Annotated in this window: 26 protein-coding genes and 1 tRNA gene; 17 read left to right on the forward strand and 10 right to left on the reverse strand. The window is 62.8% G+C overall.

Annotated features, from left to right (window positions below; all coding sequences use genetic code 11):
• Window positions 1-164: 164 nt before the first annotated feature.
• Together HCN58_RS32985 and HCN58_RS32990 are read right to left on the reverse strand one after the other, a co-directional pair.
• A tRNA-OTHER gene (locus tag HCN58_RS32985) sits at window positions 165-237 on the reverse strand.
• Window positions 238-275: 38 nt separating this feature from the next.
• The gene (locus tag HCN58_RS32990; protein WP_171583551.1) at window positions 276-1,022 is read right to left on the reverse strand and encodes a class I SAM-dependent methyltransferase; all 747 of its coding nucleotides are present in this window, start codon (window positions 1,020-1,022) and stop codon (window positions 276-278) included.
• A 121-nt stretch (window positions 1,023-1,143) separates the two neighbouring features.
• Here HCN58_RS32990 and HCN58_RS32995 point away from each other — a divergent pair, with 121 nt between their 5' ends.
• Window positions 1,144-1,677, forward strand: coding sequence for a ferritin-like domain-containing protein (locus HCN58_RS32995; protein ID WP_311966928.1), 534 nt, complete (start codon window positions 1,144-1,146; stop codon window positions 1,675-1,677).
• A 39-nt stretch (window positions 1,678-1,716) separates the two neighbouring features.
• Here the strand turns inward: HCN58_RS32995 and HCN58_RS33000 are convergent, their stop codons facing one another.
• The 3 genes from HCN58_RS33000 to carA all read right to left on the reverse strand — a co-directional run bounded on the left by HCN58_RS33000 (window position 1,717) and on the right by carA (window position 5,394).
• Complete coding sequence (locus tag HCN58_RS33000; protein WP_171583521.1) at window positions 1,717-3,078, reverse strand: MFS transporter; 1,362 nt, start codon at window positions 3,076-3,078, stop codon at window positions 1,717-1,719.
• A 157-nt stretch (window positions 3,079-3,235) separates the two neighbouring features.
• Entirely contained in the window at window positions 3,236-3,763 is a 528-nt protein-coding gene (locus HCN58_RS33005) for a cupin domain-containing protein (protein WP_171583522.1), read from the reverse strand.
• A gap of 440 nt (window positions 3,764-4,203) precedes the next feature.
• On the reverse strand, window positions 4,204-5,394 hold the full coding sequence (gene carA / locus HCN58_RS33010) for a glutamine-hydrolyzing carbamoyl-phosphate synthase small subunit (RefSeq protein ID WP_171583523.1): 1,191 nt from the start codon (window positions 5,392-5,394) through the stop codon (window positions 4,204-4,206).
• A gap of 296 nt (window positions 5,395-5,690) precedes the next feature.
• Here carA and HCN58_RS33015 point away from each other — a divergent pair, with 296 nt between their 5' ends.
• The 7 genes from HCN58_RS33015 (at window position 5,691) to HCN58_RS33045 (ending at window position 11,615) form a co-directional block, all read left to right on the forward strand.
• On the forward strand, window positions 5,691-6,146 hold the full coding sequence (locus HCN58_RS33015; protein ID WP_171583524.1) for a GatB/YqeY domain-containing protein: 456 nt from the start codon (window positions 5,691-5,693) through the stop codon (window positions 6,144-6,146).
• Between the two features lie 80 nt (window positions 6,147-6,226).
• Window positions 6,227-6,844, forward strand: a complete 618-nt coding sequence (gene folE, locus HCN58_RS33020; RefSeq protein ID WP_171583525.1) for a GTP cyclohydrolase I FolE — start codon at window positions 6,227-6,229, stop codon at window positions 6,842-6,844.
• 36 nt (window positions 6,845-6,880) lie between these two features.
• Window positions 6,881-8,407 (forward strand): FAD-dependent oxidoreductase, encoded by a 1,527-nt coding sequence (locus HCN58_RS33025; RefSeq protein WP_171583526.1) that lies wholly within the window; start codon window positions 6,881-6,883, stop codon window positions 8,405-8,407.
• A gap of 200 nt (window positions 8,408-8,607) precedes the next feature.
• Window positions 8,608-10,218 carry an acyl-CoA synthetase gene (locus HCN58_RS33030; protein ID WP_171583527.1) on the forward strand — a complete coding sequence of 537 codons (1,611 nt, stop codon included), beginning with the start codon at window positions 8,608-8,610 and terminating at the stop codon, window positions 10,216-10,218.
• Window positions 10,219-10,249: 31 nt separating this feature from the next.
• Complete coding sequence (locus HCN58_RS33035) at window positions 10,250-10,720, forward strand: MarR family winged helix-turn-helix transcriptional regulator (protein WP_171583528.1); 471 nt, start codon at window positions 10,250-10,252, stop codon at window positions 10,718-10,720.
• Window positions 10,721-10,800: 80 nt separating this feature from the next.
• On the forward strand, window positions 10,801-11,169 hold the full coding sequence (locus HCN58_RS33040) for a YybH family protein (RefSeq protein WP_171583529.1): 369 nt from the start codon (window positions 10,801-10,803) through the stop codon (window positions 11,167-11,169).
• Window positions 11,170-11,171: 2 nt separating this feature from the next.
• Complete coding sequence (locus tag HCN58_RS33045; RefSeq protein WP_171583530.1) at window positions 11,172-11,615, forward strand: hypothetical protein; 444 nt, start codon at window positions 11,172-11,174, stop codon at window positions 11,613-11,615.
• A gap of 262 nt (window positions 11,616-11,877) precedes the next feature.
• Here the strand turns inward: HCN58_RS33045 and HCN58_RS33050 are convergent, their stop codons facing one another.
• Genes HCN58_RS33050 through HCN58_RS33060 form a run of 3 tightly spaced genes read right to left on the reverse strand, consistent with a single transcriptional unit; the run spans window position 11,878 to window position 13,197 of the window.
• The gene (locus tag HCN58_RS33050) at window positions 11,878-12,390 is read right to left on the reverse strand and encodes an SRPBCC family protein (protein ID WP_171583552.1); all 513 of its coding nucleotides are present in this window, start codon (window positions 12,388-12,390) and stop codon (window positions 11,878-11,880) included.
• 41 nt (window positions 12,391-12,431) lie between these two features.
• Window positions 12,432-12,890, reverse strand: a complete 459-nt coding sequence (locus tag HCN58_RS33055; RefSeq protein ID WP_171583531.1) for an SRPBCC family protein — start codon at window positions 12,888-12,890, stop codon at window positions 12,432-12,434.
• The gene (locus HCN58_RS33060) at window positions 12,883-13,197 is read right to left on the reverse strand and encodes an ArsR/SmtB family transcription factor (protein ID WP_171583553.1); all 315 of its coding nucleotides are present in this window, start codon (window positions 13,195-13,197) and stop codon (window positions 12,883-12,885) included. Before HCN58_RS33060 ends, HCN58_RS33055 begins: the two co-directional genes overlap by 8 nt.
• Before the next feature lie 121 nt (window positions 13,198-13,318).
• Here HCN58_RS33060 and HCN58_RS33065 point away from each other — a divergent pair, with 121 nt between their 5' ends.
• The 5 genes from HCN58_RS33065 to HCN58_RS36350 all read left to right on the forward strand — a co-directional run bounded on the left by HCN58_RS33065 (window position 13,319) and on the right by HCN58_RS36350 (window position 17,137).
• Entirely contained in the window at window positions 13,319-14,764 is a 1,446-nt protein-coding gene (locus HCN58_RS33065; protein WP_210266268.1) for an LVIVD repeat-containing protein, read from the forward strand.
• Window positions 14,765-14,775: 11 nt separating this feature from the next.
• Complete coding sequence (locus tag HCN58_RS33070) at window positions 14,776-15,324, forward strand: hypothetical protein (protein WP_171583532.1); 549 nt, start codon at window positions 14,776-14,778, stop codon at window positions 15,322-15,324.
• A 137-nt stretch (window positions 15,325-15,461) separates the two neighbouring features.
• A complete protein-coding gene (locus tag HCN58_RS33075) occupies window positions 15,462-16,079 on the forward strand; it encodes a LysE family translocator (protein ID WP_171583533.1) in 618 nt (205 codons plus the stop codon).
• Window positions 16,080-16,163: 84 nt separating this feature from the next.
• Window positions 16,164-16,646 (forward strand): DUF3592 domain-containing protein, encoded by a 483-nt coding sequence (locus tag HCN58_RS36345; RefSeq protein ID WP_311966929.1) that lies wholly within the window; start codon window positions 16,164-16,166, stop codon window positions 16,644-16,646.
• Window positions 16,601-17,137, forward strand: coding sequence for a DUF3592 domain-containing protein (locus HCN58_RS36350; protein ID WP_311966930.1), 537 nt, complete (start codon window positions 16,601-16,603; stop codon window positions 17,135-17,137). Before HCN58_RS36345 ends, HCN58_RS36350 begins: the two co-directional genes overlap by 46 nt.
• On the opposite strand, the gene HCN58_RS33085 is transcribed toward HCN58_RS36350, so the two are convergent.
• Window positions 17,134-17,937 carry an N-formylglutamate amidohydrolase gene (locus HCN58_RS33085; protein ID WP_171583534.1) on the reverse strand — a complete coding sequence of 268 codons (804 nt, stop codon included), beginning with the start codon at window positions 17,935-17,937 and terminating at the stop codon, window positions 17,134-17,136. The two genes, HCN58_RS36350 and HCN58_RS33085, sit on opposite strands and share 4 nt — an antisense overlap.
• Window positions 17,938-18,039: 102 nt before the next feature.
• Here HCN58_RS33085 and HCN58_RS33090 point away from each other — a divergent pair, with 102 nt between their 5' ends.
• The 3 genes from HCN58_RS33090 to HCN58_RS33100 all read left to right on the forward strand — a co-directional run bounded on the left by HCN58_RS33090 (window position 18,040) and on the right by HCN58_RS33100 (window position 20,279).
• Window positions 18,040-18,960: a transglutaminase family protein gene (locus HCN58_RS33090; RefSeq protein WP_171583555.1), complete on the forward strand. Its 921-nt coding sequence runs from the start codon at window positions 18,040-18,042 to the stop codon at window positions 18,958-18,960.
• A gap of 3 nt (window positions 18,961-18,963) precedes the next feature.
• On the forward strand, window positions 18,964-19,776 hold the full coding sequence (locus tag HCN58_RS33095; RefSeq protein WP_171583535.1) for a transglutaminase-like domain-containing protein: 813 nt from the start codon (window positions 18,964-18,966) through the stop codon (window positions 19,774-19,776).
• Window positions 19,777-19,880: 104 nt separating this feature from the next.
• Window positions 19,881-20,279, forward strand: a complete 399-nt coding sequence (locus tag HCN58_RS33100) for a gamma-glutamylcyclotransferase family protein (protein WP_171583536.1) — start codon at window positions 19,881-19,883, stop codon at window positions 20,277-20,279.
• A gap of 162 nt (window positions 20,280-20,441) precedes the next feature.
• On the opposite strand, the gene HCN58_RS33105 is transcribed toward HCN58_RS33100, so the two are convergent.
• Window positions 20,442-21,008, reverse strand: coding sequence for a chlorite dismutase family protein (locus HCN58_RS33105; protein WP_171583537.1), 567 nt, complete (start codon window positions 21,006-21,008; stop codon window positions 20,442-20,444).
• A gap of 255 nt (window positions 21,009-21,263) precedes the next feature.
• Here HCN58_RS33105 and dnaG point away from each other — a divergent pair, with 255 nt between their 5' ends.
• Complete coding sequence (gene dnaG / locus HCN58_RS33110) at window positions 21,264-23,267, forward strand: DNA primase (protein ID WP_171583538.1); 2,004 nt, start codon at window positions 21,264-21,266, stop codon at window positions 23,265-23,267.
• Window positions 23,268-23,343: the final 76 nt, after the last annotated feature.

Raw genomic sequence — 23,343 nt, forward strand, 5'->3', positions numbered from 1 at the left:
ACCAGATTCCGCACCCGCGAAACCCCCAAAAACAGGCCATCAACGGTGAAGTTGGAGGAAATCAGAGTTGTTTGCCGAGGCCCGGCTTCGCCCTTCGGGCTACGCCGCGGCAGCCTTCGCTACGACAGGGCTTGCCGAGCCGAAGCTGCGTTAGCAGCGACGGCTGGAGGCCCGGCCTGGATTTGAACCAGGATAAAGAGCATTGCACTGCTCCCGCGTCGCTTCCGCCACCGGGCCGCGGCAATCATCGCCCATCACGGCGTGGTGAACCATCCTTACCGCGTTTTAGGGTTAACAACCTCAACGCGCGTCGCACTCAAGGGCAATTGGAATGCGTGCCGCGCCACAAACGTCATCCGCCACTGGTTATGCCCGATATTCTGATGCGCGCGCGAGGCAGTGAAGCCCGCGGCGGCGAGTTTTTCGATCATCTCGTCTTCGCTGTAGCGCTGCAGCCCGACGCGGGTGCGCAGTTGCCTGTAGTCCGACAGCGCCGTGCTCGCGAGGCCGTACAGCGCGTCTTTGAGGAAACCGTGAGCGCTTGCGAATTTCAAGAGCGCCAACACGTCTCTGGCCATGCCGACTTCCGGCCGCAGGATGTCGCCCAGCACGAGGTGGCCATTGTTTTTCAACAGCCGGCGAATGACGGCAAGCGCCGAATCCAGTTCATTCGGCGTCATGTATTGCGCGACCGAATTCATGACGACGAGATCGACCGAATTCTCCGGCATTCGCGTGAGATCCTCGAGCGAGCGGACCCGGATCTTGGTGTTCGGCGCAAAGCGCGCGATCAGCCGGCCGCGAACGCCGGGCGCCGGTTCGGCCAGATAGAGTTTTGCGCAGGCATCTGCCACCTTGGCGGCCGAGAGCGCCTCGCCGCAGGCATAGTCCAGCACGACCGAGTCGGTCGAAGCGATATAGCCGATGATATCGCGCGCGATGATCTGAAAATGCAGGTCGCGATGCAGCTTGCTCGCATAAATCGTATGCGTGGAATCGTAATAGTCGATCCATTCGTCCATCGCAGTCAGGTCCGGCAAAACTGGGGGTTCCGGCAACGGAACCGGTACGTAGGTGGGGCGTTAGACGGCTCGGCGCTCCCTGCCAATGCCGTCTGCCCAATTCCTAACAGGAAGGTTCAACGTGAGCAAAACCAGCCAAAAATCCGATAAGGTATCTCCCGACCTCGATACGCCGACCGACCTGCCGCCGGCCGCCGTGGACAAGATCTCGGCCTCGCTCAATACGCTGCTGGCGGACGCGTTTGCGCTCTATCTGAAGACCAAGAACTTCCACTGGCACGTCAGCGGCCGGCATTTCCACGACTATCACCTTATGCTGGATGAGCAGTCGGAAGCGATCTTCGCCACCACTGACCAACTCGCTGAACGGGTGCGCAAGCTTGGCGGTACCACGCTGCGCTCGATCGGGCAGGTCGCCAAGCTGCAGACCATCAAGGACAATAACGAGGCCTACGTGCCGCCCCGCGAAATGCTGCGCGAACTGATGGAAGACAACAAGCATGTGGCGGCGGCGATGCGCAAGGCACACAAGCTCGCCGACGAGCACGAGGATTCCGGCACGGCGGGCCTGCTCGAGACCTTCATCGACGAGACCGAGCGTCGCACCTGGTTCCTGTTCGAGGCCAGCCGCCAGGAAAGCGCCAACGTAGCGTGAGTGGCCGTCGTCGGATTGGATTGGCGAATGGGCAGCGGCTCAGTGGGCGAGCCGCTGCCCGTCTGTTGCACCAGTCTCGTCATATTCGCGTGTAATGCTCGCGCCGGTGCGATCAGTCATGAGGGCGGTCGCAATCAGGGAGATCACCGCGCAGGCCGCGATGTAGCCCGCGATGGCGTAGGACGTGTGGTAGGTCCCGAACAGCCAGGCAGCGATCAGGGGAGCGGGGCCGCCGGCGATCACGGACGCAAGCTGGTATCCGAGCGAGGCGCCGCTGTAGCGCAGGCGGCCCGTAAAACTTTCGGCGATCAACGCAGCCTGCGGCCCATACATCATGTCGTGGGGAATGAGCGACAGCACGATGGCCAGAAAGATGATGGCCGTGACGCCGGTGTTGACCATGCCGAAATAGATGAAGCCGAATATGCCGGTCACGACGGCGCCGATCATATACATGTTCTTGCGGCCGATCCGGTCGGAGAGATGCCCGAAATACGGGATCGAGAAGAACGAGACCACCGAGGCCGACAGCACCGCGGTCAAGAGGAAGTCGCGGGACACGTGCAGCGTGCCGGTCCCGTACGAGAAGATGAAGGCGGTGAAGATGTAGAAGGGGGCTTGTTCGGCCATCCGCGCGAAGGCAGACAATAATATCTCCTTCGGCTGGCGCCTGATGACTTCCAAAATGGGCGTCTTCTCAACCCGTTGCTCGGCCACGAGCTTGGCGAATATCGGCGTCTCCAGAATGCCGAGCCGGATATACAGTCCTACGCCCACTAGAATCAGACTCAGCAGGAATGGCACCCGCCAGCCCCAACTGAGGAACTGGTCGCCGGACATTTGACTGAAGGCCAGGACCGCCAGGTTGGCGAGAAACAGTCCACACGGCACGCCGAATTGCGGCCAGGAGGCGATGAAGCCGCGCGACCTGTCGCTGCGCGCCCATTCCATGGACATCAATACCGAGCCGCCCCATTCCCCGCCGACGCCGACGCCCTGGATGAAACGGAGGATCGTCAGCAGCACGGCGCCCCAAATTCCGATCTTCTCGTAAGTCGGAACCAGCGCCACGGCGAAGGTGGCCAGCCCCATCAGCAGCAGGGTCGCAATCAGCGTCGACTTGCGGCCGATGCGGTCGCCGTAATGCCCGAAGATCGCCGCGCCAACCGGCCGCGCCACGAAGCCAACGGCATAGATTGCGAAGGCTTCAAGCGTGCCGACCCATGCATCCGATTGCGGAAAGAAGAGTTTCGCGAAAACCAGCCCCGTGACGGTGCTGTAGAGAAAGAAGTCGTACCACTCGATTGCCGTGCCGATCGTGGACGCGAGAACGGCGCGACGAAGCTGGACGAGATGCTCGGAAGGAGAGAGCTGGTTTGCGGGGATCGTGGTATCGGTCATGGCCAACCTCCGGCCGCGGCGCTTTTAGGCGCCGAAACAATCAAATATTATTTGTGAGGAAACTCGAACGCGCGTGATTGGTTACGGCGGGTTCTGGCTCGATCCGATTAAATGTTGGTAATGCGCGAACGCACTGGCGTTTCGTCAATGCACCGTATCAACGGCGCTGCCACAATCTCACCAGCGGTCCATCTTCGCCCCGCACCGGATCGCTCTTCGGCAGCTTCACTTCCGGGATCGTCTTCAAGGCCTTGGCATGGTTCTCCGGCGTCGGCCGCGTGATCTGCATCGGCGGTCCCGGCGGATAGGCGCCGATCACGCAGAAATCGGGGCTCGCGAACACGCATTGATGCCCGGTGCCCGCGGGCAGGATGGCCACATCGCCGGGCGTGATCTCGAGTTCCTTGCCGCGGTTGCCGCCGAAGCGAACCCGCGCGCGGCCGCGGGCGACGCCGAGCGCCTCATGCACCGTAGCGTGGTAGTGCACGTAGTCGTAGACGCCGTTGCGCCACATCGCGCCCCAGCCATTGGCGCCGAACAGCCCCTCGATGGTCTTTTCCGGGTGATCGTTGGCGACGTCGACCGCCCCTTTGTAGACCAGGAACGGCAGGGGATTGTTGGGAACGAGGCCATCGTCCTCGAAGACGAAAGTGAGCGGCTCGATATCAGCGCTGACGACGGGCATGGCTTGCTCTCCGCAAAGGGCAGCAACCGCCAGACCCTCATGGTGAGGAGCGCGTAGCGCGCCTCGAACCATGAGGCCCGGCTGGTGGCTTCATCCTTCGAGACGCCGCTACGCGGCTTCTCAGGGATGAGGTCTGACAATTTACACCTTCAAACCGCGTTCAGCGCGTCACGTTCCCTTTGAAATCTCGAAAACCGGACACGTCGCCGTCGCATGCGCGAGCAGCCGGCCCGTGGCGCCGACGCCCGCGTCGTGTCCCGGACGCGGTGCAGCCCAGGCGATGCGAAGCATCGTCCGGCAACGCTGCTCCGCAGAGCCGGGACCTATTTTCCGGGATGGAGAACTTGGGCCCTGGATTAGCAGCGCACCGCCATAGCGCGTCGAAGACGCGCGTAAACGCGCTTACGGCGCTGCGCAGCATCGGGGGCACGAGAATTCTACTACGCCCGCTTGTTCGCCCGCATCAGATCCGCAAACCGCTTGAACAGATAGTGCGAGTCGCGCGGGCCCGGGGAGGCTTCGGGGTGATACTGCACGGAGAATACCGGCTTGCCCTTGAGTTCGATGCCGCAATTGGAGCCGTCGAACAGCGAGATGTGGGTCTGCGTCGCGCCCTCGGGCAGCGTGTCCTGGTCCACCGCAAAGCCGTGGTTCATGGAGGTGATCTCCACCTTGCCGGTGGTCTCGTCCTTGACCGGATGGTTGGCGCCGTGATGGCCCTGATGCATCTTCTTGGTCTTGGCGCCGACGGCGAGCCCCAGCATCTGGTGACCCAAGCAGATGCCGAAGGTCGGCGTGCCCGATTCAATCACCTGCTGGATCACGGGCACGGCGTATTTGCCGGTCGCGGCCGGATCGCCTGGGCCGTTGGAAAGAAACACGCCGTCCGGCTTCATCGCCAGAATGTCTTCGGCCGAGGTCGTCGCCGGCACCACGGTGACCTTGCAGCCTTCGCCGGCGAGCAGGCGCAGGATGTTGCGCTTGATGCCGTAGTCGATCGCGACCACGTTGAATTCAGGCCCGTTCTGCCGGCCAAAACCCTGCTGCCAGGTCCACGGCGTCTCGTCCCAGGTGAAGCGCTGGCCCGAGGTCACCATCGGCACCAAATCCATGCCTTCGAGGCCGGGCCATTCACGCGCCTCTTCCTTCAGGCCATGCAGGTCGAACTCGCCGTTCTTGGCATGCGCAATTACCGCGTTCGGCATGCCCTTTGAGCGGATCAGCGCCGTCAGTGCGCGGGTATCGATGCCGGACAGCCCGATGATGCCGCGGGCGCGCAGCCAACGGTCGAGATGCTTGGTGGCGCGGTAGTTCGAGGGATCGGTAATCGCCGAGCGCAGGATCACGCCGCGCGCGCCGGGCGTTGCCGCCATGTTCACCGTCTCGATGTCTTCCTCGTTGGTGCCGACATTGCCGATATGCGGGAAGGTGAAGGTGATGAGCTGCCCGGCATAGGAGGGATCGGTGAGGATCTCCTCATATCCGGTCATTGCGGTGTTGAAGCAGACCTCGCCGACGGCATGGCCTTCCGCGCCGAGGCCAAAGCCCTCCAGCACGGTACCATCGGCAAGCACGAGGAGCGCGGTCGGTTTATGGTCCGGCCAGGCTGAGGCGTTATCAGATGTTGTCATGAGCGCACTTCATAGTCGCAAGCGCCCCCGCGCGTCAAAGCCGGAAGGCCAAGAAAGCCGGAGATTCACATCATTTACGCATATTTGACAGCCATATCCGCTGGTTCTGCGGTTTTCGGCCAAATCCGGCCGAAACGGGAGGACAGTTCGGTGCCGAGACTCCCCGTTCTGCCTCGTCGGCCCCTGGCGGATCGCACCGGAAGGCCAATAGCGTGGGCCGCGCAGCCCCTATATAGACGCGGAATCTTCCGATAGACCAAGGGCCTTCCGGCGGCACCATTCTCAGTGAGGCAACCATGCTGCGCGACGACATCAACAACGCGGTCAAGGACGCCATGAGGGCGAAGGACGAGCGCAAGCTCTCCACGCTGCGCATGGTCAATTCGACCATCAAGAATGCCGATATCGATGCGCGCGGCCAGGGCAAGCCGCCGCTGTCGGACGCAGATGTGCTCGGCGTGCTGCAGAAGATGATCAAGCAGCGCCAGGAGTCGGTCGAACTCTACGACAAGGGCGGCCGCGCCGAGCTGGCCGCGCAGGAGCGCGAGGAGATCGCCGTGATCTCCGCCTATCTGCCGAAGCAGATGTCGGACGACGAGGTGAAGGCCGCGATCTCGGCCGCGATCGCCGAGACCGGCGCCGCCGGCATGAAGGACATGGGCAAGGTGATCGGCGTGCTGCGCGCAAAATTCGCGGGGCAAATGGATTTTGGCAAGGCCAGCGGCCTGGTGAAGACGGCGCTGACCGGATAATTTTTCCTCGGAACCTTTCGTACGACGCAACATCCAATGGGTTCAAGCTCCGTTGGCAAACATCGTGGAAAGGCATCTCAATGAGTCCGAGCGTACATGCACTGGATCGCGCAAGAGTGTCACGGTCCCAGGTCCAAAGTCCCGATAGAGCCGAGGTCGAACAGGCCGTGCGCACCATCATTCGATGGACCGGCGAAGATCCCGATCGGGATGGCCTGCGCGACACGCCGGCGCGCGTGACGCGCTCGTTCGAGGAATTCTTTTCAGGCTACGGTCAGGACCCCGTCGAGATCTTGAAGAAGACCTTCGAAGAGATCGAAGGCTATGACGAGATGATCGTGCTGCGTGGCATCCGTTTCGAGAGCCACTGCGAGCATCACATGGCGCCGATCATCGGCCAGGCCTGGGTGGCCTACATTCCAAATGGCCGCGTGGTCGGCATCAGCAAGCTGGCGCGCGTTGTCGACGTCTACGCCAGGCGCCTGCAGATTCAGGAAAAGATGACCGCGCAGATCGCCAACACCATCAATGATGTGCTGGAACCGCAAGGGGTCGGCGTCATTATCAAGGCGACGCATCACTGCATGACGACGCGCGGCGTGCACAAGCCGGACACCGATCTCGTGACCAGCCGCATGCTGGGCTGCTTTCGCGACAACGCGCTGACCCGCCAGGAATTCTTGGGAATGGCGACATAGCGCACCGAGAGCGGAGCAAGAACAGCGGAGGAAGACATGGCCGATCCGCAAGCGCCGCCCGCCGGTCCCGATCTGTCAAAGGGCGTAGCCCCGTCCGAATTCGCGGGCCAGATGTTGCTCGGCCATGTCGGCGACGATGAAGTGCTTCTGGTGCGCTCGGGATCGGAGATGTTCGCGGTCGGCGCCCATTGCACCCATTATCATGGGCCGCTCGCGGAGGGCCTCGTGACCGGCGAGGGCATCCGTTGTCCCTGGCATCATGCCTGCTTCGACTTGCGCACGGGCGAAGCGATCCGCGCTCCGGCGCTCAATCCGGTCGCAGTCTGGAAGGTCGAGCAGCAAGGCGACCGCATCTTCGTTCGGGAAAAGCGCGAGCAGCCCAAGCCGCGGGTGAAGGGCGCGATCGAGGCGCCTGGCCGGATCGTGATCGTCGGCGGTGGTGCGGCGGGCTTTGCCGCAGCCGAGATGCTGCGGCGGCAGGACTATCGCGGCAGCATCGTGATGCTGAGCAACGAGGCGGCGGCGCCGGTAGACCGGCCGAACCTGTCAAAAGACTATCTCGCCGGCAGCGCGCCGGAGGACTGGGTGCCGTTACGGCCGGATGATTTCTATGCCGAAGCGAAGGTCGACCTGCGGCTCAGCACTGAGGTCACGTCAATCGATGTCGACGCGCGCCATGTCGTCACATCAGGCGGCGAGACGATCCCCTACGACCGCTTGCTGCTTGCGACTGGTGCGGAGCCGGTACGTTTACCTATACCCGGTGCCGACCAGCCGCATGTGCACGTGCTGCGCTCGTTGGCCGATTCCCGCGCAATCATTGCATTGGCCGGCGGCGCGCGACGCGCGGTCGTGATCGGCGCGAGCTTCATCGGGCTCGAAGTCGCGGCCTCGTTGCGCGCCAGAAGTATCGAGGTCCATGTCGTCGGGCTGGAGCAGCGGCCGATGGAGCGCGTGCTGGGGCCCGAGCTGGGCGACTTCGTCCGCGCCCTGCATGAAGAGCACGGCGTTATATTCCATCTCGGCGACACCGTAACCGCAATCGACGGTAACCGCGCGACGCTGAAAAGCGGCGGCGCGATTGACGCCGATGTCGTGGTGGTCGGCGTCGGCGTGCGTCCGCGCCTTGAATTGGCTGAGAACGCGGGGCTGGCGATCGATCGGGGAGTCACTGTCAATGCCTATCTGGAAACCAGCGTCCCCGGCATCTACGCCGCGGGCGATATTGCGCGCTGGCCCGATCCGCATTCTCTTGAAACCATTCGCGTAGAACATTGGGTGGTGGCCGAGCGTCAGGGCCAGACCGCCGCGCGGAACATGCTTGGGCAGCGCGAGCCGTTCCATGCGGTGCCGTTTTTCTGGAGCCAGCACTACGATGTGCCGATCAACTATGTCGGTCATGCCGAGAAATGGGACGAAATTACCGTCGACGGCGACATCGCCGGCAAGGATTGCCTGCTGCAGTACAAGCGTAACGGCCGCGTGCTGGCGGTCGTCTCGATCTATCGGGACATCGCGAGTCTTGAGGCAGAGCTTGCGATGGAGAAGGCGCGAGCGCCTTAAGTCAGGCTACAAAACGTCGCTCCACGTCATCCTCGGGCTTGTCCCGGGCATCAACGTCTTTAAACTCGCGGTAAGCACCAAGAACGTGGATGGCCGGGACTTTTGATGCGAAGACCCGCTTAATCTGTCATCGGGCCGGGCGTCGCCCCGTACCCGTTGGCGCTTTTGCCCGGCCATGACGAGAGGAAATAACCAGGGCCATGCTTACCGAAGCCTCGACCTACGACGAGCTCTACCGCAACTTCCGCTGGGACATTCCCGATCGCTTCAACATGGCGACCGCGTGCTGCGACCGCCATGCGGATGGCACCAACCGTCTAGCGCTGATTTACGTCGACGAGAACGGCGCTACGACGCGTACCTCGTTCGATGAGCTCGCCGAGATGTCGCGCCGTTTTGCCAATGTGCTGAAGGCCGACGGGCTGGTGCGCGGAGACCGCGTCGCGGTGTTTCTGTCGCAGTCGCTGGAACTGCCGATCGCGCACCTCGCGGCGTTTCGTTCGGGCTTGATCTCGATCCCGCTGTTCGCGCTGTTCGGCGAGGATGCGCTGGAATTTCGACTGTCGAATTCCGGCGCCAGGGCCATCATTACCGACGAGGCTGGCTGGGAGAAGCTCACGAAAATTCGCGACCGGCTGCCTTATCTTCAGGACATCTATGTCACCACCAGCATCGCGCATGCTGGTGCAAAGCCGTTCTGGCCAGCGATCGAGGCGGCGGACGAAGCGTTCCCGACCGTCGATACCTCGGCCGATGATCCGGCCTTGATCATCTACACCTCGGGCACCACAGGGAATCCGAAAGGTGCGCTGCATGCGCATCGCGTCGTGCTCGGCCATCTCCCGAATGTCGAGATGTGCCACAACTTCTTGCCACGGCCCGGCGACATGATGTGGACACCGGCCGACTGGGCCTGGATCGGCGGGCTGATCAACGCGCTGCTGGCGTTCTGGTATCACGGCATTCCCCTGGTCGGTCACCGCGCGCGCAAATTCGAGCCGCAGGCGGCGATGACGATGATGGCCGAGCTCGGCATTCGCAACACGTTTCTTCCGCCGACCGCGCTGAAACTGATGCGTCAGGCGGACGTGAAGAACCCCGGTGTAAAACTGCGCAGCATTTTCACCGGCGGTGAATCGCTTGGCGGCGAGCTGCTGGACTGGGTGCGCGAGACCTTCGGCATCGACGCACACGAAGTGTTCGGCCAGACCGAGTGCAATCTCGTGATCGGCAGCAATTCAAACTTGTTTCCGATCCGCCCCGGCTCGATGGGCAAGGCGACGCCGGGCTTCGACGTCCGCATCGTCAACGACAAGGGCGAGGAATTGCCGCGTGGGCAACGCGGCATCATCGGCGTGCGCCAGCCCTGTCCCTGCACCATGATCGAATACTGGAAGAACCCGGAAGCGACTGCAAAAAAATACGCCGGCGAATTCTTGCTGACCGGCGATCTCGGCGTGCAGGATGAGGACGGTTATTTCTGGTACGTCAGCCGCGAGGACGACGTGATTACCACCGCCGGCTATCGCGTCGGCCCGTCGGAAATCGAGCACACGCTGATGAAGCATCCGGCGGTGGCGATGTCGGCGGTGGTCGGCATACCCGATCCGATCCGCACTGAATCCATCAAGGCCTGGATCGTGCTGCGTCCGGGCTTTGCACCAAGCGACGCGCTGGCGCGCGAAATCCAGGAGTTCGTCAAGGTGCAACTCGCCGCCCACGAATACCCGCGCTTCGTGCAGTTCGCGGAAACGCTGCCGATGACGGCCACGGGCAAGGTGCTGCGGCGCGAGCTGCGGGCGCTGGGGTAATTTTCGTCGGTAGATTGGATGCGATGGGCCAATGCAAAAAACTGCTTCTCACGCCGCGGGCCTGCACCGCGCCTCGCTCAAGAAGCTCCACGATTTGGATGCGGCGCTGGAGCTCATGTATTATGGCTGGCGCGGGATGACGCTCTCGGCCGACCAGTATCTTGCGACTCTCGGCCTGTCACGCCCGCATCATCGCATTCTCTACGTTGTGGCGCGACAGCCCGACATTTCGATCGGCTCGCTGATCGAGATCCTCGGAATATCCAAGCAAGCCGTGAACCGGCCGCTTAACCTGTTGCTGCAGCGTAAACTGCTGACATCGAAGCGGTCGTCCGAACAGCATCGCTCCAAATTGCTGCGGCTGACAGAAGCAGGAAAACAAATTGAGCAACGGGCGTCGGGCTACGAGCGCAAGGTCCTGCGCGAAGCGTTTGATCGCGTCGGCCCAGCCGGTGCTGCCGCGTGGATGGCCGTCATGAGGGTCATCGCCGACAACAACTGACCGGCCCTCATGTCAACATGGTTGACGTTAAAGTTGCCCTGTGTCATCTTCCCGGCAGTGCACCGAGGGAGGGCGCGAGCATGAGCGGACAGGTAATGGACCGGGCGGCCGTGGCACGCTTCGTCGAGGCGTGGTGCGCGAACTGGTGCAAAGTCGATATCGACGCTGTCGTCTCGCATCTTGCCGAGGACGCAGAGATGCGCAGCCCCTTGGCACTGAAACTGACGGAGTCGCCGGTGGTCGTGGGCGCCGAGAACATTCGCGCCTACTGGCAGAAGGCTTACGGCGGCATCAAGAGCGCGGATCTGAAAGTTTTGAGCTGGAGCTGGGACGATACGATCGCGCGCCTGACGGTCTGGTGGCAACTCGGCGACACGCGCGCCAGCGAGTTCATGGACTTCGACAGTGCCGGTCGTGTGGTGCGTAGCGAGGCCTTCTACGGAAAGTAGCCATGCGATTTTCGGATTTCGCCCTGCTCCTCAACACGCTCTGGTTCGGCGCCGCATTCATCCAGTTCAGCATTGCTCAGAGCAATACGCTGAAGATACTGGTACCGCGGGAGGAGCGCGGAAATCCGATTGCGCCAACCCTATCGGCCAGCGTGGCGTTTTTGGGCGGGATCAATCTGCCGATCGGCCTTCTGTCGTTGTATCTGCTGCTGTTACGGCCGCCCTTCTTTCAGGCGCATGACGCGCAGCTGGCATTGTTCCTGTTCTTCGCCGCGTGTCACTTCAGCCAATTCGCCTACAACCTTCCGGTCCTGTTGCGCGGCGGACGCATCGGGGTGGCATATTGGCCCGTGTTGAAAGGCCCGATGCTCAGAATTTTTGTCATTGATGCGATGTTGTTCGTGACGAATCTTGTCGTGGCCCTTCTGCTCGTGTCCCGTTCCTGACAAGCGAATCTATCTGCTAAAGGGCGGGGAGAGAGCATCTGCCCGGACGAACCTGACCAAGGTCAACATGCTGACCGCATAGACCGGCTCCAATGCCCAAATCATGAGGGAATCTCTGGAAAGGTCGATCCGGTGGTGCGGCGACACTGCCGGTGCTCGGGCATGCCACGTGGCACCTCTATCGCCGGATCATTGCGCCGGTGGTGTGAGGGGCTAGCTCCTCACACCTCCAGCGTCATTTGCGTTCGCAGGGACGACATTGTTACGGCGTCCCGATCCCCATTTCCTTCAGAGCGGCCAGCATCCGTTCCGGCGGTTGCATCTTGATCGCCAGCGCGTTGCCGGTCTCCAGCAGGCTTTTCAGGCTAGAGAGGATCGCGGGCCAGCCTGTACGTCCGCCGGACAGGATGTCGTCGCTGATCTCCCGGTCATGCGATTGCAGCATCGTCAGCTTGACCACATCGCCGGCCTGCTCGATTTCGTAGGTCACCAGCGTCGGCCCGAGCTTTTCCACTAGCGCCGGCCAGTTGACGTTGAAGGTGACGGTGAGCTTCCGCAGCGGTTCGCACTCGATCACCTCGCCCGAGATGTGCAGGGCGTCGTCCGGCGTGCGCATGATGAAGGCGCCGCCGACCCTGAGATCGACCTCGACCGCCTGGCCGGAGAAATATTGCCGGCTGAACTCGGCCCTGGTCAGCGCTTCCCAGACCTTCTCAGGCGTGGAGGCGATATAGATCGTGTAGACGATCGCCGGCTTGAATTGCTCGATCTTCATGTCGGGTCTGGTCCTTCGATAGATCTTCATGACCGGGTGGATTATTCCTTGCCGAGCGCCGCTCGCGGGATCGCAAGCGGCTTTCCGGTCTCAAGTACAGTCTTCAGGCCGGACAGGATCGCCGGCCATCCGCTTGAGATGGCGCCCACCAGCTTACTGCCCTCGACGAAGCCTTCATGCGTCACCGTCAGCTTCACGAGATTGCCGTATGGCTCGATCGTGAAGGTGACCTTCGTCGCGGGCTCCTCGCGCATGATCTCGTAGAGCTCATGCTTGAACGTGTAGGACAGGCGCCGCGGGCGATCGGCTTCGAGAATCTTGCCGGTATCGGTGGTCTTGCCGTCGGTGACCAGCGCAAAGGGCGAACCGACCTTCCAGTCCGAGTTCACTTCGGTGCCGAACCAGTAGCGCTTGGAGAGTTCGCTGGACGTCAGCGCCTCCCACAATGTCTCCGGCGTGGTCTCGATGTAGGTGACGTAGACGAATTCAGGCTTACTCATCACGCTTCTCCAACTGCCGTTTCAACTCAGAGAGCGCGGCGAGTTTCCCGCGCTCGAATTTCCTGATCCACCGCTCGCCGATCTGATGGATCGGAACCGGATTAAGGTAGTGCAGCTTCTCGCGGCCATGTTTGAGCGTCGTGACGAGGTTGGCCGCCTCGAGAATCCCAAGGTGCTTGGTGACGGCCTGTCGCGTCATCGCAAGCCCGTCACATAGTTCGTTGAGCGTCTGTCCGTTTTTGGCGTGAAGCCTGTCCAGCAGCGAGCGCCGCGACGCATCGGCAAGCGCTTTGAACACTTCATCCATGCCAACGATAATAGGCAACCAATTGGTTGCATGTCAAGGGTGTGCTTTGGAGTGCAGCCCAAGGCTGTGTTACCGTGTCCTCAGCCAACGCAGATTGGTTTTGAACAGTCGGGGGTGGAACATGAGCGGTCGCCTTAAATTCGCAGCCTGTTTCGCGATCTATTTTCTCGCAGGCACAGGGATCTCTTACGCGCAGCAACAGGTGATCGGCGCGCCGCCCGAAGCGCTCAACATGAAGCTGGTTGGAACCAGTGACCTGCAGGCGCGCAGCGCCTATCAGCCCACCATCCATCATCAGGGCGAGCGCTGGATCGCCTATATCGGCCATCACGGCGGCAGCGACGAGATTCCGGCGCCGGTCAACCCGCAGACCGGCAAGGCCGAGCCGAACGGCACGTCGATGGTCGACGTGACCGATCCCTCACAGCCGAAATATCTGCGCCACCTTCCGGGTCAGGAGGGCAAGTATGAACGCGGCGGCGCGCAGATGGTGCGAATTTGCGACGGCAAGGCGCTGCCGAAGGGCGATCGCAATGCGGTCTATATGCTGCGGACCTTCGGCGGCGAGGCGCATGAGATCTGGAACGTCGCCGATCCCGCCAATCCCGTGCTGATCACGCGGATTGCGGGATTGAAGGACACACACAAGAGCTGGTGGGAGTGCGACACCGGCATCGCCTTCCTGGTGTCGGGCGCGCCGGACTGGCGCACGCGCCGCATGACGCAAGTCTATGATCTCGCTGATCCCGCGCATCCGCAAAAGATCCGCGATTTCGGTCTTCCCGGCCAGGAGCCGGGCTCGACCGGCGCGGTGCCGACCGAACTGCACGGGCCGATTTCGACGGGACCTTCGGGCAACCGGGTCTATTTCGGCTACGGCACCAACAAGGGCGGGATATTGCAGATCGTCGACCGCGACAAACTGCTCAACGGACCGAAGGAGCCGACCGCGGACAATCTGCGGCTCCCCGAAATTGCACGGCTGCCGATGTCGGCATTCAACGGCGCGCATACGACATTTCCGATGCCGGGCATGCCGATCGCGGAATTCGCGCGCGACAAGGACGGCAAGACCCGCGACATCGTGATGATCGTCGATGAGGCGATTTTGAACGAATGCAACGAGCCGCGGCAGATGGTGTGGTTCGCAGACGTCACGATCGAGAACCGGCCGATGATGATTTCGAGCTACACGGTGCCGGAGGCGAGCGGGACATTCTGCGAGCGGGGCGGGCGGTTCGGCGCGCATTCTTCTAACGAGAGCATGGCGCCGGTCTTCTACAAGAAGATGGCCTTCATCGCCTTCTTCAATGCCGGCGTCCGCGCGCTCGACATTCGCGATCCCTATCATCCCAGGGAAGTCGGCTACTTCATTCCGGCGATCACGGCGGCGACCGACAAGCGCTGCGTCAGGATCGACGGCAAGGATCGCTGCAAGGTCGCGATCCAGACCAACAATGTCGAAACTGACGAGCGCGGCTACATCTATATCGTCGACCGCGCCAACACCGGCCTGCACATTCTGGAATTGACCGGCCCGGCGCGCTCGGTCGCCGGCCTACCGTGAGGGTGCCGGCGATGCGGCGCTGGCCGGTCATTGTCGTTGCGGCCGTGGTGCTCGGTGCCTTGTCGGGCGCCGCGGCCTACCAGCACGTCGCGCCGCGCCAGGACGAACGGGAAGGCGGATGGCGGGAAATCGCCTGGCTGTTCCCGCGCGACGGCTGGCCTGCCGGCAAGGCGTTCCGCTGCGATGCATGCGGCGGCGATGTCGCGATCTATGTGCGGCCGAAGATGGGTTTCTGCAATTGCGACCGTGGCGTCGCCGACGATGACGAGGTGGACGGCGTCGCCGATCTCGATTTGATGAGCGAGCATTTTGCGCCGCTCGCGCCGGGCGAGGTCGTTCGGGTCGCCGACATGCCCGGCCGGATCAGGGCCTATGATCTCAAGATGTCCGACGGTTCGCGGCGCGCCGCCATCGGAATAGCGGTCTCGCGCCGCTGCGATCTGCTGGTCGCAGTCGCGCACGGCAAGGGCGATGTGCCCAACATGCGGGGCGCGGCGCTGGAGTTTTTGGCGACGAACGAGATGACGGGCTGGATAACGGCTGCGATGGACGGGCGGTGAGGCGGTGCTCGTTCTCAACCTCGCCCCGCGTGCGGGGAGAGGCATAGGCCGTCGTCCGGCCGTTCTAAAGAGCGTGACTTCCATCTCTGTCTCCCGCATGCATAATGACGTAACCGCTCTCCCACCGAGTTCTCCCCATGTCCCTTCAGGTCTATCTCGCCTTCGTCGCTGCCTGCATTGCGCTGGCGCTGTTGCCGGGCCCCGTGGTCACGCTGCTGATCGCGAACGGCCTGCGGCACGGCACGCGCGCGGCGCTGATCAATTGCGCCGGTGCTCAAACCGGTCTTGCCATCGTGATCGGCATTGTCGCAGTCGGGCTCACTTCGCTGATGGCGACGATGGGTTACTGGTTCGATTGGGTGCGCTTTGCCGGCGCGGCCTATCTGATCTGGCTCGGCATCAAGCTAATCTGGTCGCCGGTGGAAGGCGTCAGCGGCGACGAGCCGCCACCGCCGCCGCGCGGCGGATTTTTCCTGCAGGGTCTTTTGGTGCTGCTTTCTAATCCGAAGGTGCTGGTGTTCTTCGGCGCGTTCATTCCGCAGTTTATGGACATGGAGAAGGACCACTTCCCGCAGGTGGCGCTGCTCGGCGTCACCTTCATGGTGATCGCGGCGTCGACCGACGCGATCTACGCGCTGCTGGCCGGCCGCGCGCGAATGTTCTTCTCCAAGCAGCGGACGCGGCTGCTATCGCGCGTCTCCGGCGGCTTCATGATCGGCGGCGGTATCTGGCTGGCGCTGACGCGGGCGCGGTAGTCTTTCCCGCCAATTGAACCATTCGTGGCCTCGGCCCGTCTGAGGAACGGGGCGGATTTCCCGCCCGTTCTGGGGGAGAATTTCGTGCCTGATCTGCCGTGGTTCGTCTATGCCATGCTGCTGGCGCCGCTTGGGCTGATTCTGGTCGCAGCCGCGTACAAGAGCCTGCAGGTAAGCGCGGCCCGCGATTGGCCGTCGGCTCCGGGCAAGGTCGTGATCTCAAAGGCGGAAGTGCGCGACGTCGAAGTGATCGACAGCGACCGCCAGGACAGGCATCGGATCGAACAGCGCAACTTCGCCAACATCGTCTACGAGTATTCCGTCGCCGGCAAAAAACTGCGCAACAACCGCGTGAGTATCGGTGAAGATCGCGGGAATTTTCAGGTCGCCGAGACCATCGCGAAATATCCCGTCGGCGGCATCGTGATGGTCTACTACAATCCCCTGCACCCGCACGAGGCGGTTCTGGAGCGCGACCTGCCGAAGGGCCTATGGGGCTGCCTCGGAACGGAACGGCGATCGTGTTGGCGATCGTGTTCGGCTCGGCCTTCGGCCTGCATCAGCTGACCGAATTCGCATCGAAACATCTCACGAACCCCAAAGTGTCGCCGTTTGTCGTCGCCATGAGCGCGTTCGGATTTCTGATTGCACTGTTCGGGCTGGCACTGCAGCGCCAGGCTTCGCTGGCGAGGAAATGGCCGGTCGTGCCCGGCACCATCAAATCATCGGGCCTCGAACAATTCATGTCCGCGCCGTCGGAGCCCGCCGAACGCAGCCAGCTCACGTTCCAGTCCAAGGTTTCCTTCGCGTATCGCTTCAACGGCATCGATTATATCAGCGAGCACGCCAGCCTCGGCGGCAAGGTCTCCTCGACGTCGAGGGGCCTGGTGGAGCGCTTCGCCCGAAAATATCCCACCGGCGCCAAAGTCAAAGTCTTCGTCAATCCGCTTAATCCGTCGGAAGCCGTGCTGGAGCCTCGCGCTAGCCAGATCTGGATACTCTGGGCGTCCGTCACGTTTATCTGGGGCATCGCGTATTATGCTGCGGTGCACGGCTAGGCGGACAGCAATTGCCGCGCGCGCAGCATGGTTTCAGTCTCACCAAGAATCCGCGCCAGCCGTTCCGCCCACGCCTTCTCGCCGGCCACATCGCTGATCAAATCCTGACGGATCTCGATCCCCGTATTCATCAGCCCGCGCGCCTCGCCATGGACGGGAATCGTGTAGTCGGTCTCGTCGCTGACCGCATAAGGCTCGTTGTTGCCGACCACGAGATCGCCCTCGGCGCGCAGCAGTTGCAGCAAGAGCGGCGGCAGATGCGTGTCGCGGTGATAGAGCGTACCGATATGCCAGGGCCGCGCGATCCCGGCATAGATGGACGTAAAGCTGTGCAGCGACACCAGCACCGTCGGCATGCCTGCGCTGCCGCGCTGGTCGATGATCTCGTCGATGCGCCGGTGATAGGGATCGAAGATCTGCGCGCGCCGCATTTCCGCGGCCTCCCGCGAAATGCCCTCATTGGCCGGGATCGTCGTCGCCTCGCTGATGCGCGGGATCGAGCTTGCGACATGGGGCGGGCGGTTGCAGTCGAGGACGAGCCGCGAGTAGCGCTGCACGATCAGATGCGCGTCGAGATGTTTTGAGAGTGCCTCCGCGACGCCGGCAATGCCGATGTCCCAGGCGATGTGGCGGGTTAGCTCGCTCTCGGGCAGGCCGAGGTCGCCGAGCACGCGCGGAATCAGGCGTCCATAATGGTCGCAGGTCAACAGGAACGGCGAACGTCCCCCGGCGTTGAATTCGCAGACCGGACGAACATCTTCGGAGCTGAGAAGGAGGGGTGTGTCGGCGGCGGCGTCCAAAGCGTTTTCCTTAAAGTACTGCCTATCGAAGCGGCACCCCGACCTACAATTGAGCAGGATTCGGCCTAGATCAGACCTACCAGAATCGATGATTGTTTGACGATACCGCTCCTGACCATCAACCACAAGACCGTTTATCGCTACACCCGCCCGGTCGCGTTCGGTGAGCACCGCATCATGCTGCGCCCGCTGCCGGGCCATGACCTGCGGATTCGCGCAAGCGAGCTCGAGATCGAACCGAAGCCGATGTCGTTGCGCTGGATCCACGACGTGTTCGGCAATACCGTGGCGATCGCGATCTTTGATGAGCGCGCCGACACCTTGTCGTTCACGGCAACCGCCACCGTCGAGCACAATCCGGCGGAAGAGTTCGCGCTGACGCCGGATGATCCCGCCTATTTCTATCCGTTTCTCTACGACGACGAGGAATTCCCCGACCTGCTGCAGTTCGTCTCGCCGCAATATGGCGATCCCAACGGTGAACTGTCGGCATGGGCGCGACAATTCCTCGATGCCGAGGGACCGACGCCGACTTTCGATATCCTGAGCGGCATGACGCATGGCATCCGCGAGGCCTTTACCTATCGCAAACGCCATGAGCAGGGCACGCAGCATCCGCTCGACACGCTGCAGACCGGCTCCGGCACCTGCCGGGACTATGCGCTGTTCATGATCGAGGCGCTGCGCCGGCTCGGCATCGCCGCGCGCTTCGTCTCCGGCTACATCTTCATTCCCGGCGACGGCGCGCATGGTCATGTCGGCGGCGGCTCGACGCACGCCTGGGTGCAGGTCTATCTGCCGAGCGCGGGGTGGATCGAGTTCGATCCGACCAACGGCATTATCGGCACCCGCGATCTCATTCGCGTCGCGGTGGCGCGCGATCCGCGCCAGGCAATCCCGTTGCATGGCACTTATCTCGGCTCGCCTGACGCCTTCGCGGGGATGGAGGTCAGCATCAACGTCGTCTCGGCCGGCCAAGAGACAGAAGCGCAGCACGAGGTACGGCAGGCGGAAAGGGTCTGAGCCATGGAGATCAGGGTCGGCTTCGAAATCGCCTATGCGGCCATGCAGCCGACGCCGATGGTGATCATGCTCTCGATTCATCCGTCGCGCTTTGCCGACATCGTCGGCACCGAGTGCATTATGGCAGAGCCCGATGTGCCGATCGGCTTCTACCGCGATAGCTTTGGCAACGTGTGCGGCCGGCTGGTCGCACCCCCTGGCGGCGTCACGCTGCGCGGCGACGCGCTGGTGCGCGATTCCGGCCTGCCGGATGCTGTGGTGCCGACTGCGCAGCAACTGCCGATCGATCAATTGCCGGATGAAGTGCTGCAATATTTGATGCCGAGCCGCTATTGCGAGACCGACAAGCTCACCGATATTGCCTGGTCTTTATTCGGCAACACAGCGTCGGGCTGGGCGCGGGTGCAGGCGATCGTCGACTTCGTGCACAACCACGTCAGCTTCGGCTATCAGCACGCCCATCACATGAAGTCGGCGCACGACGTCTACGCGGAGGGCGCCGGCGTCTGCCGCGACTTTGCGCACCTGGCGCTGACCTTCTGCCGCTGCATGAATATCCCGGCGCGCTACTGCACCGGCTATCTCGGCGACATCGGCGTGCCCCGTGAACCCGCGCCGATGGATTTCTCCGGCTGGTTCCAGGTCTATCTCTCCGGCCAGTGGTACACCTTCGATGCCCGCCACACCGTGCCGCGCATTGGCCGCATCCTGATGGCCACCGGCCGTGACGCTGCCGACGTCGCGCTGACCACGAGTTTTGGCCGGATGGATCTTGTGAATTTTTTCGTCATCAGCGAGGAGGTCGTGCCGGCTTGACGTCCCGCTCCGTCATTGCGAGGAGCGCAAGCGACGGGGCAATCCATTCTTGCGCGTGCGGCCCGATGGATTGCTTCGCTTCGCTCGCAATGACATAGAACGCCATGATTTCAGATCGACTGTTCGTCTACGGCACGCTGATGCGCGGCTTCGACCATCCGATGGCGCAGCTATTGTCGCGCAGTGCGGATTTTTTGGGCACCGCCACCTGCCGCGGCCGGCTCTATCTCATCAAGCATTATCCGGGGCTGGTGCTGTCGGACGACGCCAACGACGTCGTATTCGGCGAACTCTATCGTCTGCGCGATCGCGACGCGTTGCTCGGTGAGCTCGACATGTATGAAGCCTGCGGCGCCGGCTTTCCGGAACCGACCGAGTACATCCGCCGCATGCTGCCGCTGTCGCTGGAAGACGGCACCGCGGGCGAGGCGTGGACCTATGTCTACAACTGGCCCGTCACCGGCCTGCCGCAGATCCCCTCGGGGAAATTTCTGGAGAAATGACATCCGTGTCCCGGACGCGGTGCAGCGCTCCTGGCGATGCGAATCATCGTCCAGTGCGCTGCTCTGCAGAGCCGGGACGCATGCTCTGTTATGCCGCACGAGTGGGCCCCGGCCTAGCAGCGCATCGCAGTCGTGCTGCGCAGCATCCGGCACGAGAAACGATCAACCCGCATCCAGCCGCTCGCGCTCCAATCTGATATCGACCTCGCGCTCGACATATTTCCATTCCTCGGTCGCGCGCAGCGTGCGGACCAGCTCCTCGAATTCCTCCGCATGGGCGGGCGCGTATTCGAACCAGGTCAGGAAATCGAACGGCTCACCGAGATCGCGACTGTGATAGAGCTGGCGGGCGATCGCCGGCAGGTATTTCAGGCTCGCCGCAATGTGGTGCGATCTGTCCTCAAAGATCTGCCGCCGCTCCTCCTGCGTCAGCTCCCACCACGCCGCCGATTTCTTGATCGGGATCAGCGCGGCATAAATCGCCTCAGGTCGGCCGATCTCCGCCCGCACGGCATCAAGCTGCGTCTTCTCGGCGCGCTCGGTATAGCGCAGATAGCTGGCGACGCCGGCCAGCCGCCACGAGGTCGGCGAGGGCAGGATCGGCAGCGCGATCGACAGTGAATGCACGACCGACAGCGACGGCGTCGGCGACAGCGCCGCGCCCTTGACCGGCGCAAACCGCGTCACCCGCCACGCCCCGCTCCTGCCACCCCGGAATACCGTGAACATGCGGACATGGAAGCGCGGAACGGGGCGGGGTTCAAGCGCTCACGCTGTCATTCCGGGGCGCGTCGAAGACGCGAACCCGGAATCTCGAGATTCTCAGGTGCGCAATTGCGCACCATAGTTCACGCTAATGCGTGCCCCGGAATGTCAGGGGCTGTGAATAGCGGCGAGAAACCCACTAACCGTCGTATTTTACCGCGCCATCCCTATATCCCTAATCGGTTGGCATACCCCCCGCGACTCGGCAAAAACTCACCCATGCGCTTCACGCCCCAATTTCTCGATGAACTGCGCGCCCGGCTTCCGGTTTCGGAAGTCGTGGGCCGGCGCGTCAAGTTGAAGAAGGCGGGGCGGGAATTCAAGGGACTGTCGCCGTTCCAGCAGGAGAAGACGCCCTCTTTCACGGTCAACGACCAGAAGCAATTTTACCACGATTTCTCTACTGGAAAGCACGGCAACATTTTCGACTTCGTCATGGAGACGGAAGGCGTCTCGTTTCCGGAGGCCGTCGAGCGCCTGGCCGCGATGGCCGGCCTGCCGTTGCCGGTAGCGACCCCTGACGCCGCGCGCCACGAGCAGCGTCGCAAGACGCTGCACGACGTGATGGAACTCGCGGCAAAATTCTTTGCCGACACGCTCGCCTCGCGCAACGGCGCCAAGGCGCGCGGCTATCTCGGCGACCGCGGCATTTCGCCGGCGACGCAATTGCAGTTTCGCTTAGGGTATGCCCCGGGCGAGCGCTTTGCGTTGAAGGAGCATCTTGGCTCACATGGCATCTCCACCGAGGACATGGTGGAAGCGGGGCTGTTGGTCGGTGGCGACGATATTCCCGTTCCTTACGATCGCTTCCGCGACCGCGTGATGTTTCCGATCGCGGACGCGAGAGGCCGCGTCATCGCCTTTGGCGGCCGCGCGCTGGAAAAGGACGTCCCCGCAAAATACCTGAACTCGCCGGAAACGCCGCTGTTTCATAAGGGTGACAATCTCTACAACCTTGGCCCCGCGCGGCAGGCGACGCATAACGGCTCGCCGCTGATCGTGGTCGAAGGCTATGTCGACGTTATCGCAATGGTCACCGCGGGCTTTGCCGGCGCGGTGGCGCCGCTCGGTACGGCCTTGACCGAAAACCAGCTCGCGTTGCTCTGGAAGATGGCGGATGAGCCGATTCTCTGCTTCGACGGCGACCGCGCCGGACAGAAAGCAGCGTACCGCGCCGCCGACCTCGCGCTGCCCAATCTCGCGCCCGGCAAAAGCCTGCGCTTTGCGCTGCTGCCGGAGGGGCAGGACCCTGACGACCTCGCCCGCACCGGCGGCCGCATCGCGATCGAAGAGGTGATCGGTGCCGCGCGCGGGCTCGCCGACATGATCTGGTCGCGCGAGATCGAGGGCGGCACGTTTGCAACCCCTGAACGGCGCGCGGCACTGGAAGCGCGCATCAACGACCTCTCTAACGGCATCCGCGACGAGGTCGTGCGCCGCTACTACCGCCAGGATCTGGCCGAGCGCCTGCAGCGCACCTTTGCGCCCGATGCCGGCCGCGGCGGCTACGGCCGGGGTAATTTCCGGACCGGCCGGGCCGAATCACCCCGCGCGTTTGCCCCGCGCGGAGGCGGCCCGGCCGGCCGATTCGCCCCCCGCGGCGGCCGCCCGCCAGGGGCGGCCTCAGGAATCGCCCCCGGCCCCTACCAGGCGGCGAGCCCCCAGCTTGCGACCAGCCCGATCATGCGCGGCCAGCGCAGCGCGATGTCCCGCCGCGAGGCCCTGATCCTGCAATCCCTGATCAATCACCCCTGGCTGCTGCACGATCATCTGGAGGAGGTGGCCGCACTGGAACTGGCGCATCCCGAAGCCAACAAGCTCCGCGCCGGCATTATCGCCGCCTTCGCCAACGACCATCACCATTCCCCAGACGTCGAAGAGCAGGCCGAAAAAATGCGCGCCGATCTCGAAGCGCGCGGATTAGGCGAGGTTCTTCAACGGGTTGAGCGGGCGATCACGACGATGGCGGTCTGGGCCGCCCGCCCCGGCGCGGCCAGAGAGGACGTTTTGGCCACTTGGCAGCAACTCGTTGTCTTGCATCAGAAAACGCACGCCCTACTTAGGGAGAAGAAAGATGCCGAGCTGGCATTGGCCGAAGAGACCAGCGAGGCCAATCTGGCATGGCTGAAGGATGTTGGCGCCCGGCTGGACTCTCTCGACGGCACCGAGGCCCTGATCGAGGGTTTTGGCGAGCTTTCGGGCCGGTTCCGCAAAAGTGTCTGACGCGCAAAAAATGATGCGGACGGCCTTGGCCGGACCCGCGAAAAGACTCGCCAAATCCATGATTTGGCGGCAAAAA

Origin of the sequence: Bradyrhizobium australiense (assembly GCF_013114825.1) — a bacterium.
Lineage (GTDB): Bacteria > Pseudomonadota > Alphaproteobacteria > Rhizobiales > Xanthobacteraceae > Bradyrhizobium > Bradyrhizobium australiense.

Excerpts from the sequence above, each read along its gene's own strand:
- HCN58_RS32990 (WP_171583551.1), bottom strand. The coding sequence starts at position 1,022 with ATGGACGAATGGATCGACTATTACGATTCCACGCATACGATTTATGCG.
- HCN58_RS33000 (WP_171583521.1), bottom strand. The coding sequence starts at position 3,078 with ATGACCGATACCACGATCCCCGCAAACCAGCTCTCTCCTTCCGAGCAT.
- HCN58_RS33005 (WP_171583522.1), bottom strand. The coding sequence starts at position 3,763 with ATGCCCGTCGTCAGCGCTGATATCGAGCCGCTCACTTTCGTCTTCGAG.
- carA (WP_171583523.1), bottom strand. The coding sequence starts at position 5,394 with ATGACAACATCTGATAACGCCTCAGCCTGGCCGGACCATAAACCGACC.
- HCN58_RS33015 (WP_171583524.1), top strand. The coding sequence starts at position 5,691 with ATGCTGCGCGACGACATCAACAACGCGGTCAAGGACGCCATGAGGGCG.
- folE (WP_171583525.1), top strand. The coding sequence starts at position 6,227 with ATGAGTCCGAGCGTACATGCACTGGATCGCGCAAGAGTGTCACGGTCC.
- HCN58_RS33025 (WP_171583526.1), top strand. The coding sequence starts at position 6,881 with ATGGCCGATCCGCAAGCGCCGCCCGCCGGTCCCGATCTGTCAAAGGGC.
- HCN58_RS33030 (WP_171583527.1), top strand. The coding sequence starts at position 8,608 with ATGCTTACCGAAGCCTCGACCTACGACGAGCTCTACCGCAACTTCCGC.
- HCN58_RS33035 (WP_171583528.1), top strand. The coding sequence starts at position 10,250 with ATGCAAAAAACTGCTTCTCACGCCGCGGGCCTGCACCGCGCCTCGCTC.
- HCN58_RS33040 (WP_171583529.1), top strand. The coding sequence starts at position 10,801 with ATGAGCGGACAGGTAATGGACCGGGCGGCCGTGGCACGCTTCGTCGAG.
- HCN58_RS33045 (WP_171583530.1), top strand. The coding sequence starts at position 11,172 with ATGCGATTTTCGGATTTCGCCCTGCTCCTCAACACGCTCTGGTTCGGC.
- HCN58_RS33050 (WP_171583552.1), bottom strand. The coding sequence starts at position 12,390 with ATGAAGATCGAGCAATTCAAGCCGGCGATCGTCTACACGATCTATATC.
- HCN58_RS33055 (WP_171583531.1), bottom strand. The coding sequence starts at position 12,890 with ATGAGTAAGCCTGAATTCGTCTACGTCACCTACATCGAGACCACGCCG.
- HCN58_RS33060 (WP_171583553.1), bottom strand. The coding sequence starts at position 13,197 with ATGGATGAAGTGTTCAAAGCGCTTGCCGATGCGTCGCGGCGCTCGCTG.
- HCN58_RS33065 (WP_210266268.1), top strand. The coding sequence starts at position 13,319 with ATGAGCGGTCGCCTTAAATTCGCAGCCTGTTTCGCGATCTATTTTCTC.
- HCN58_RS33070 (WP_171583532.1), top strand. The coding sequence starts at position 14,776 with ATGCGGCGCTGGCCGGTCATTGTCGTTGCGGCCGTGGTGCTCGGTGCC.
- HCN58_RS33075 (WP_171583533.1), top strand. The coding sequence starts at position 15,462 with ATGTCCCTTCAGGTCTATCTCGCCTTCGTCGCTGCCTGCATTGCGCTG.
- HCN58_RS33095 (WP_171583535.1), top strand. The coding sequence starts at position 18,964 with ATGGAGATCAGGGTCGGCTTCGAAATCGCCTATGCGGCCATGCAGCCG.
- HCN58_RS33100 (WP_171583536.1), top strand. The coding sequence starts at position 19,881 with ATGATTTCAGATCGACTGTTCGTCTACGGCACGCTGATGCGCGGCTTC.
- HCN58_RS33105 (WP_171583537.1), bottom strand. The coding sequence starts at position 21,008 with ATGTTCACGGTATTCCGGGGTGGCAGGAGCGGGGCGTGGCGGGTGACG.
- dnaG (WP_171583538.1), top strand. The coding sequence starts at position 21,264 with ATGCGCTTCACGCCCCAATTTCTCGATGAACTGCGCGCCCGGCTTCCG.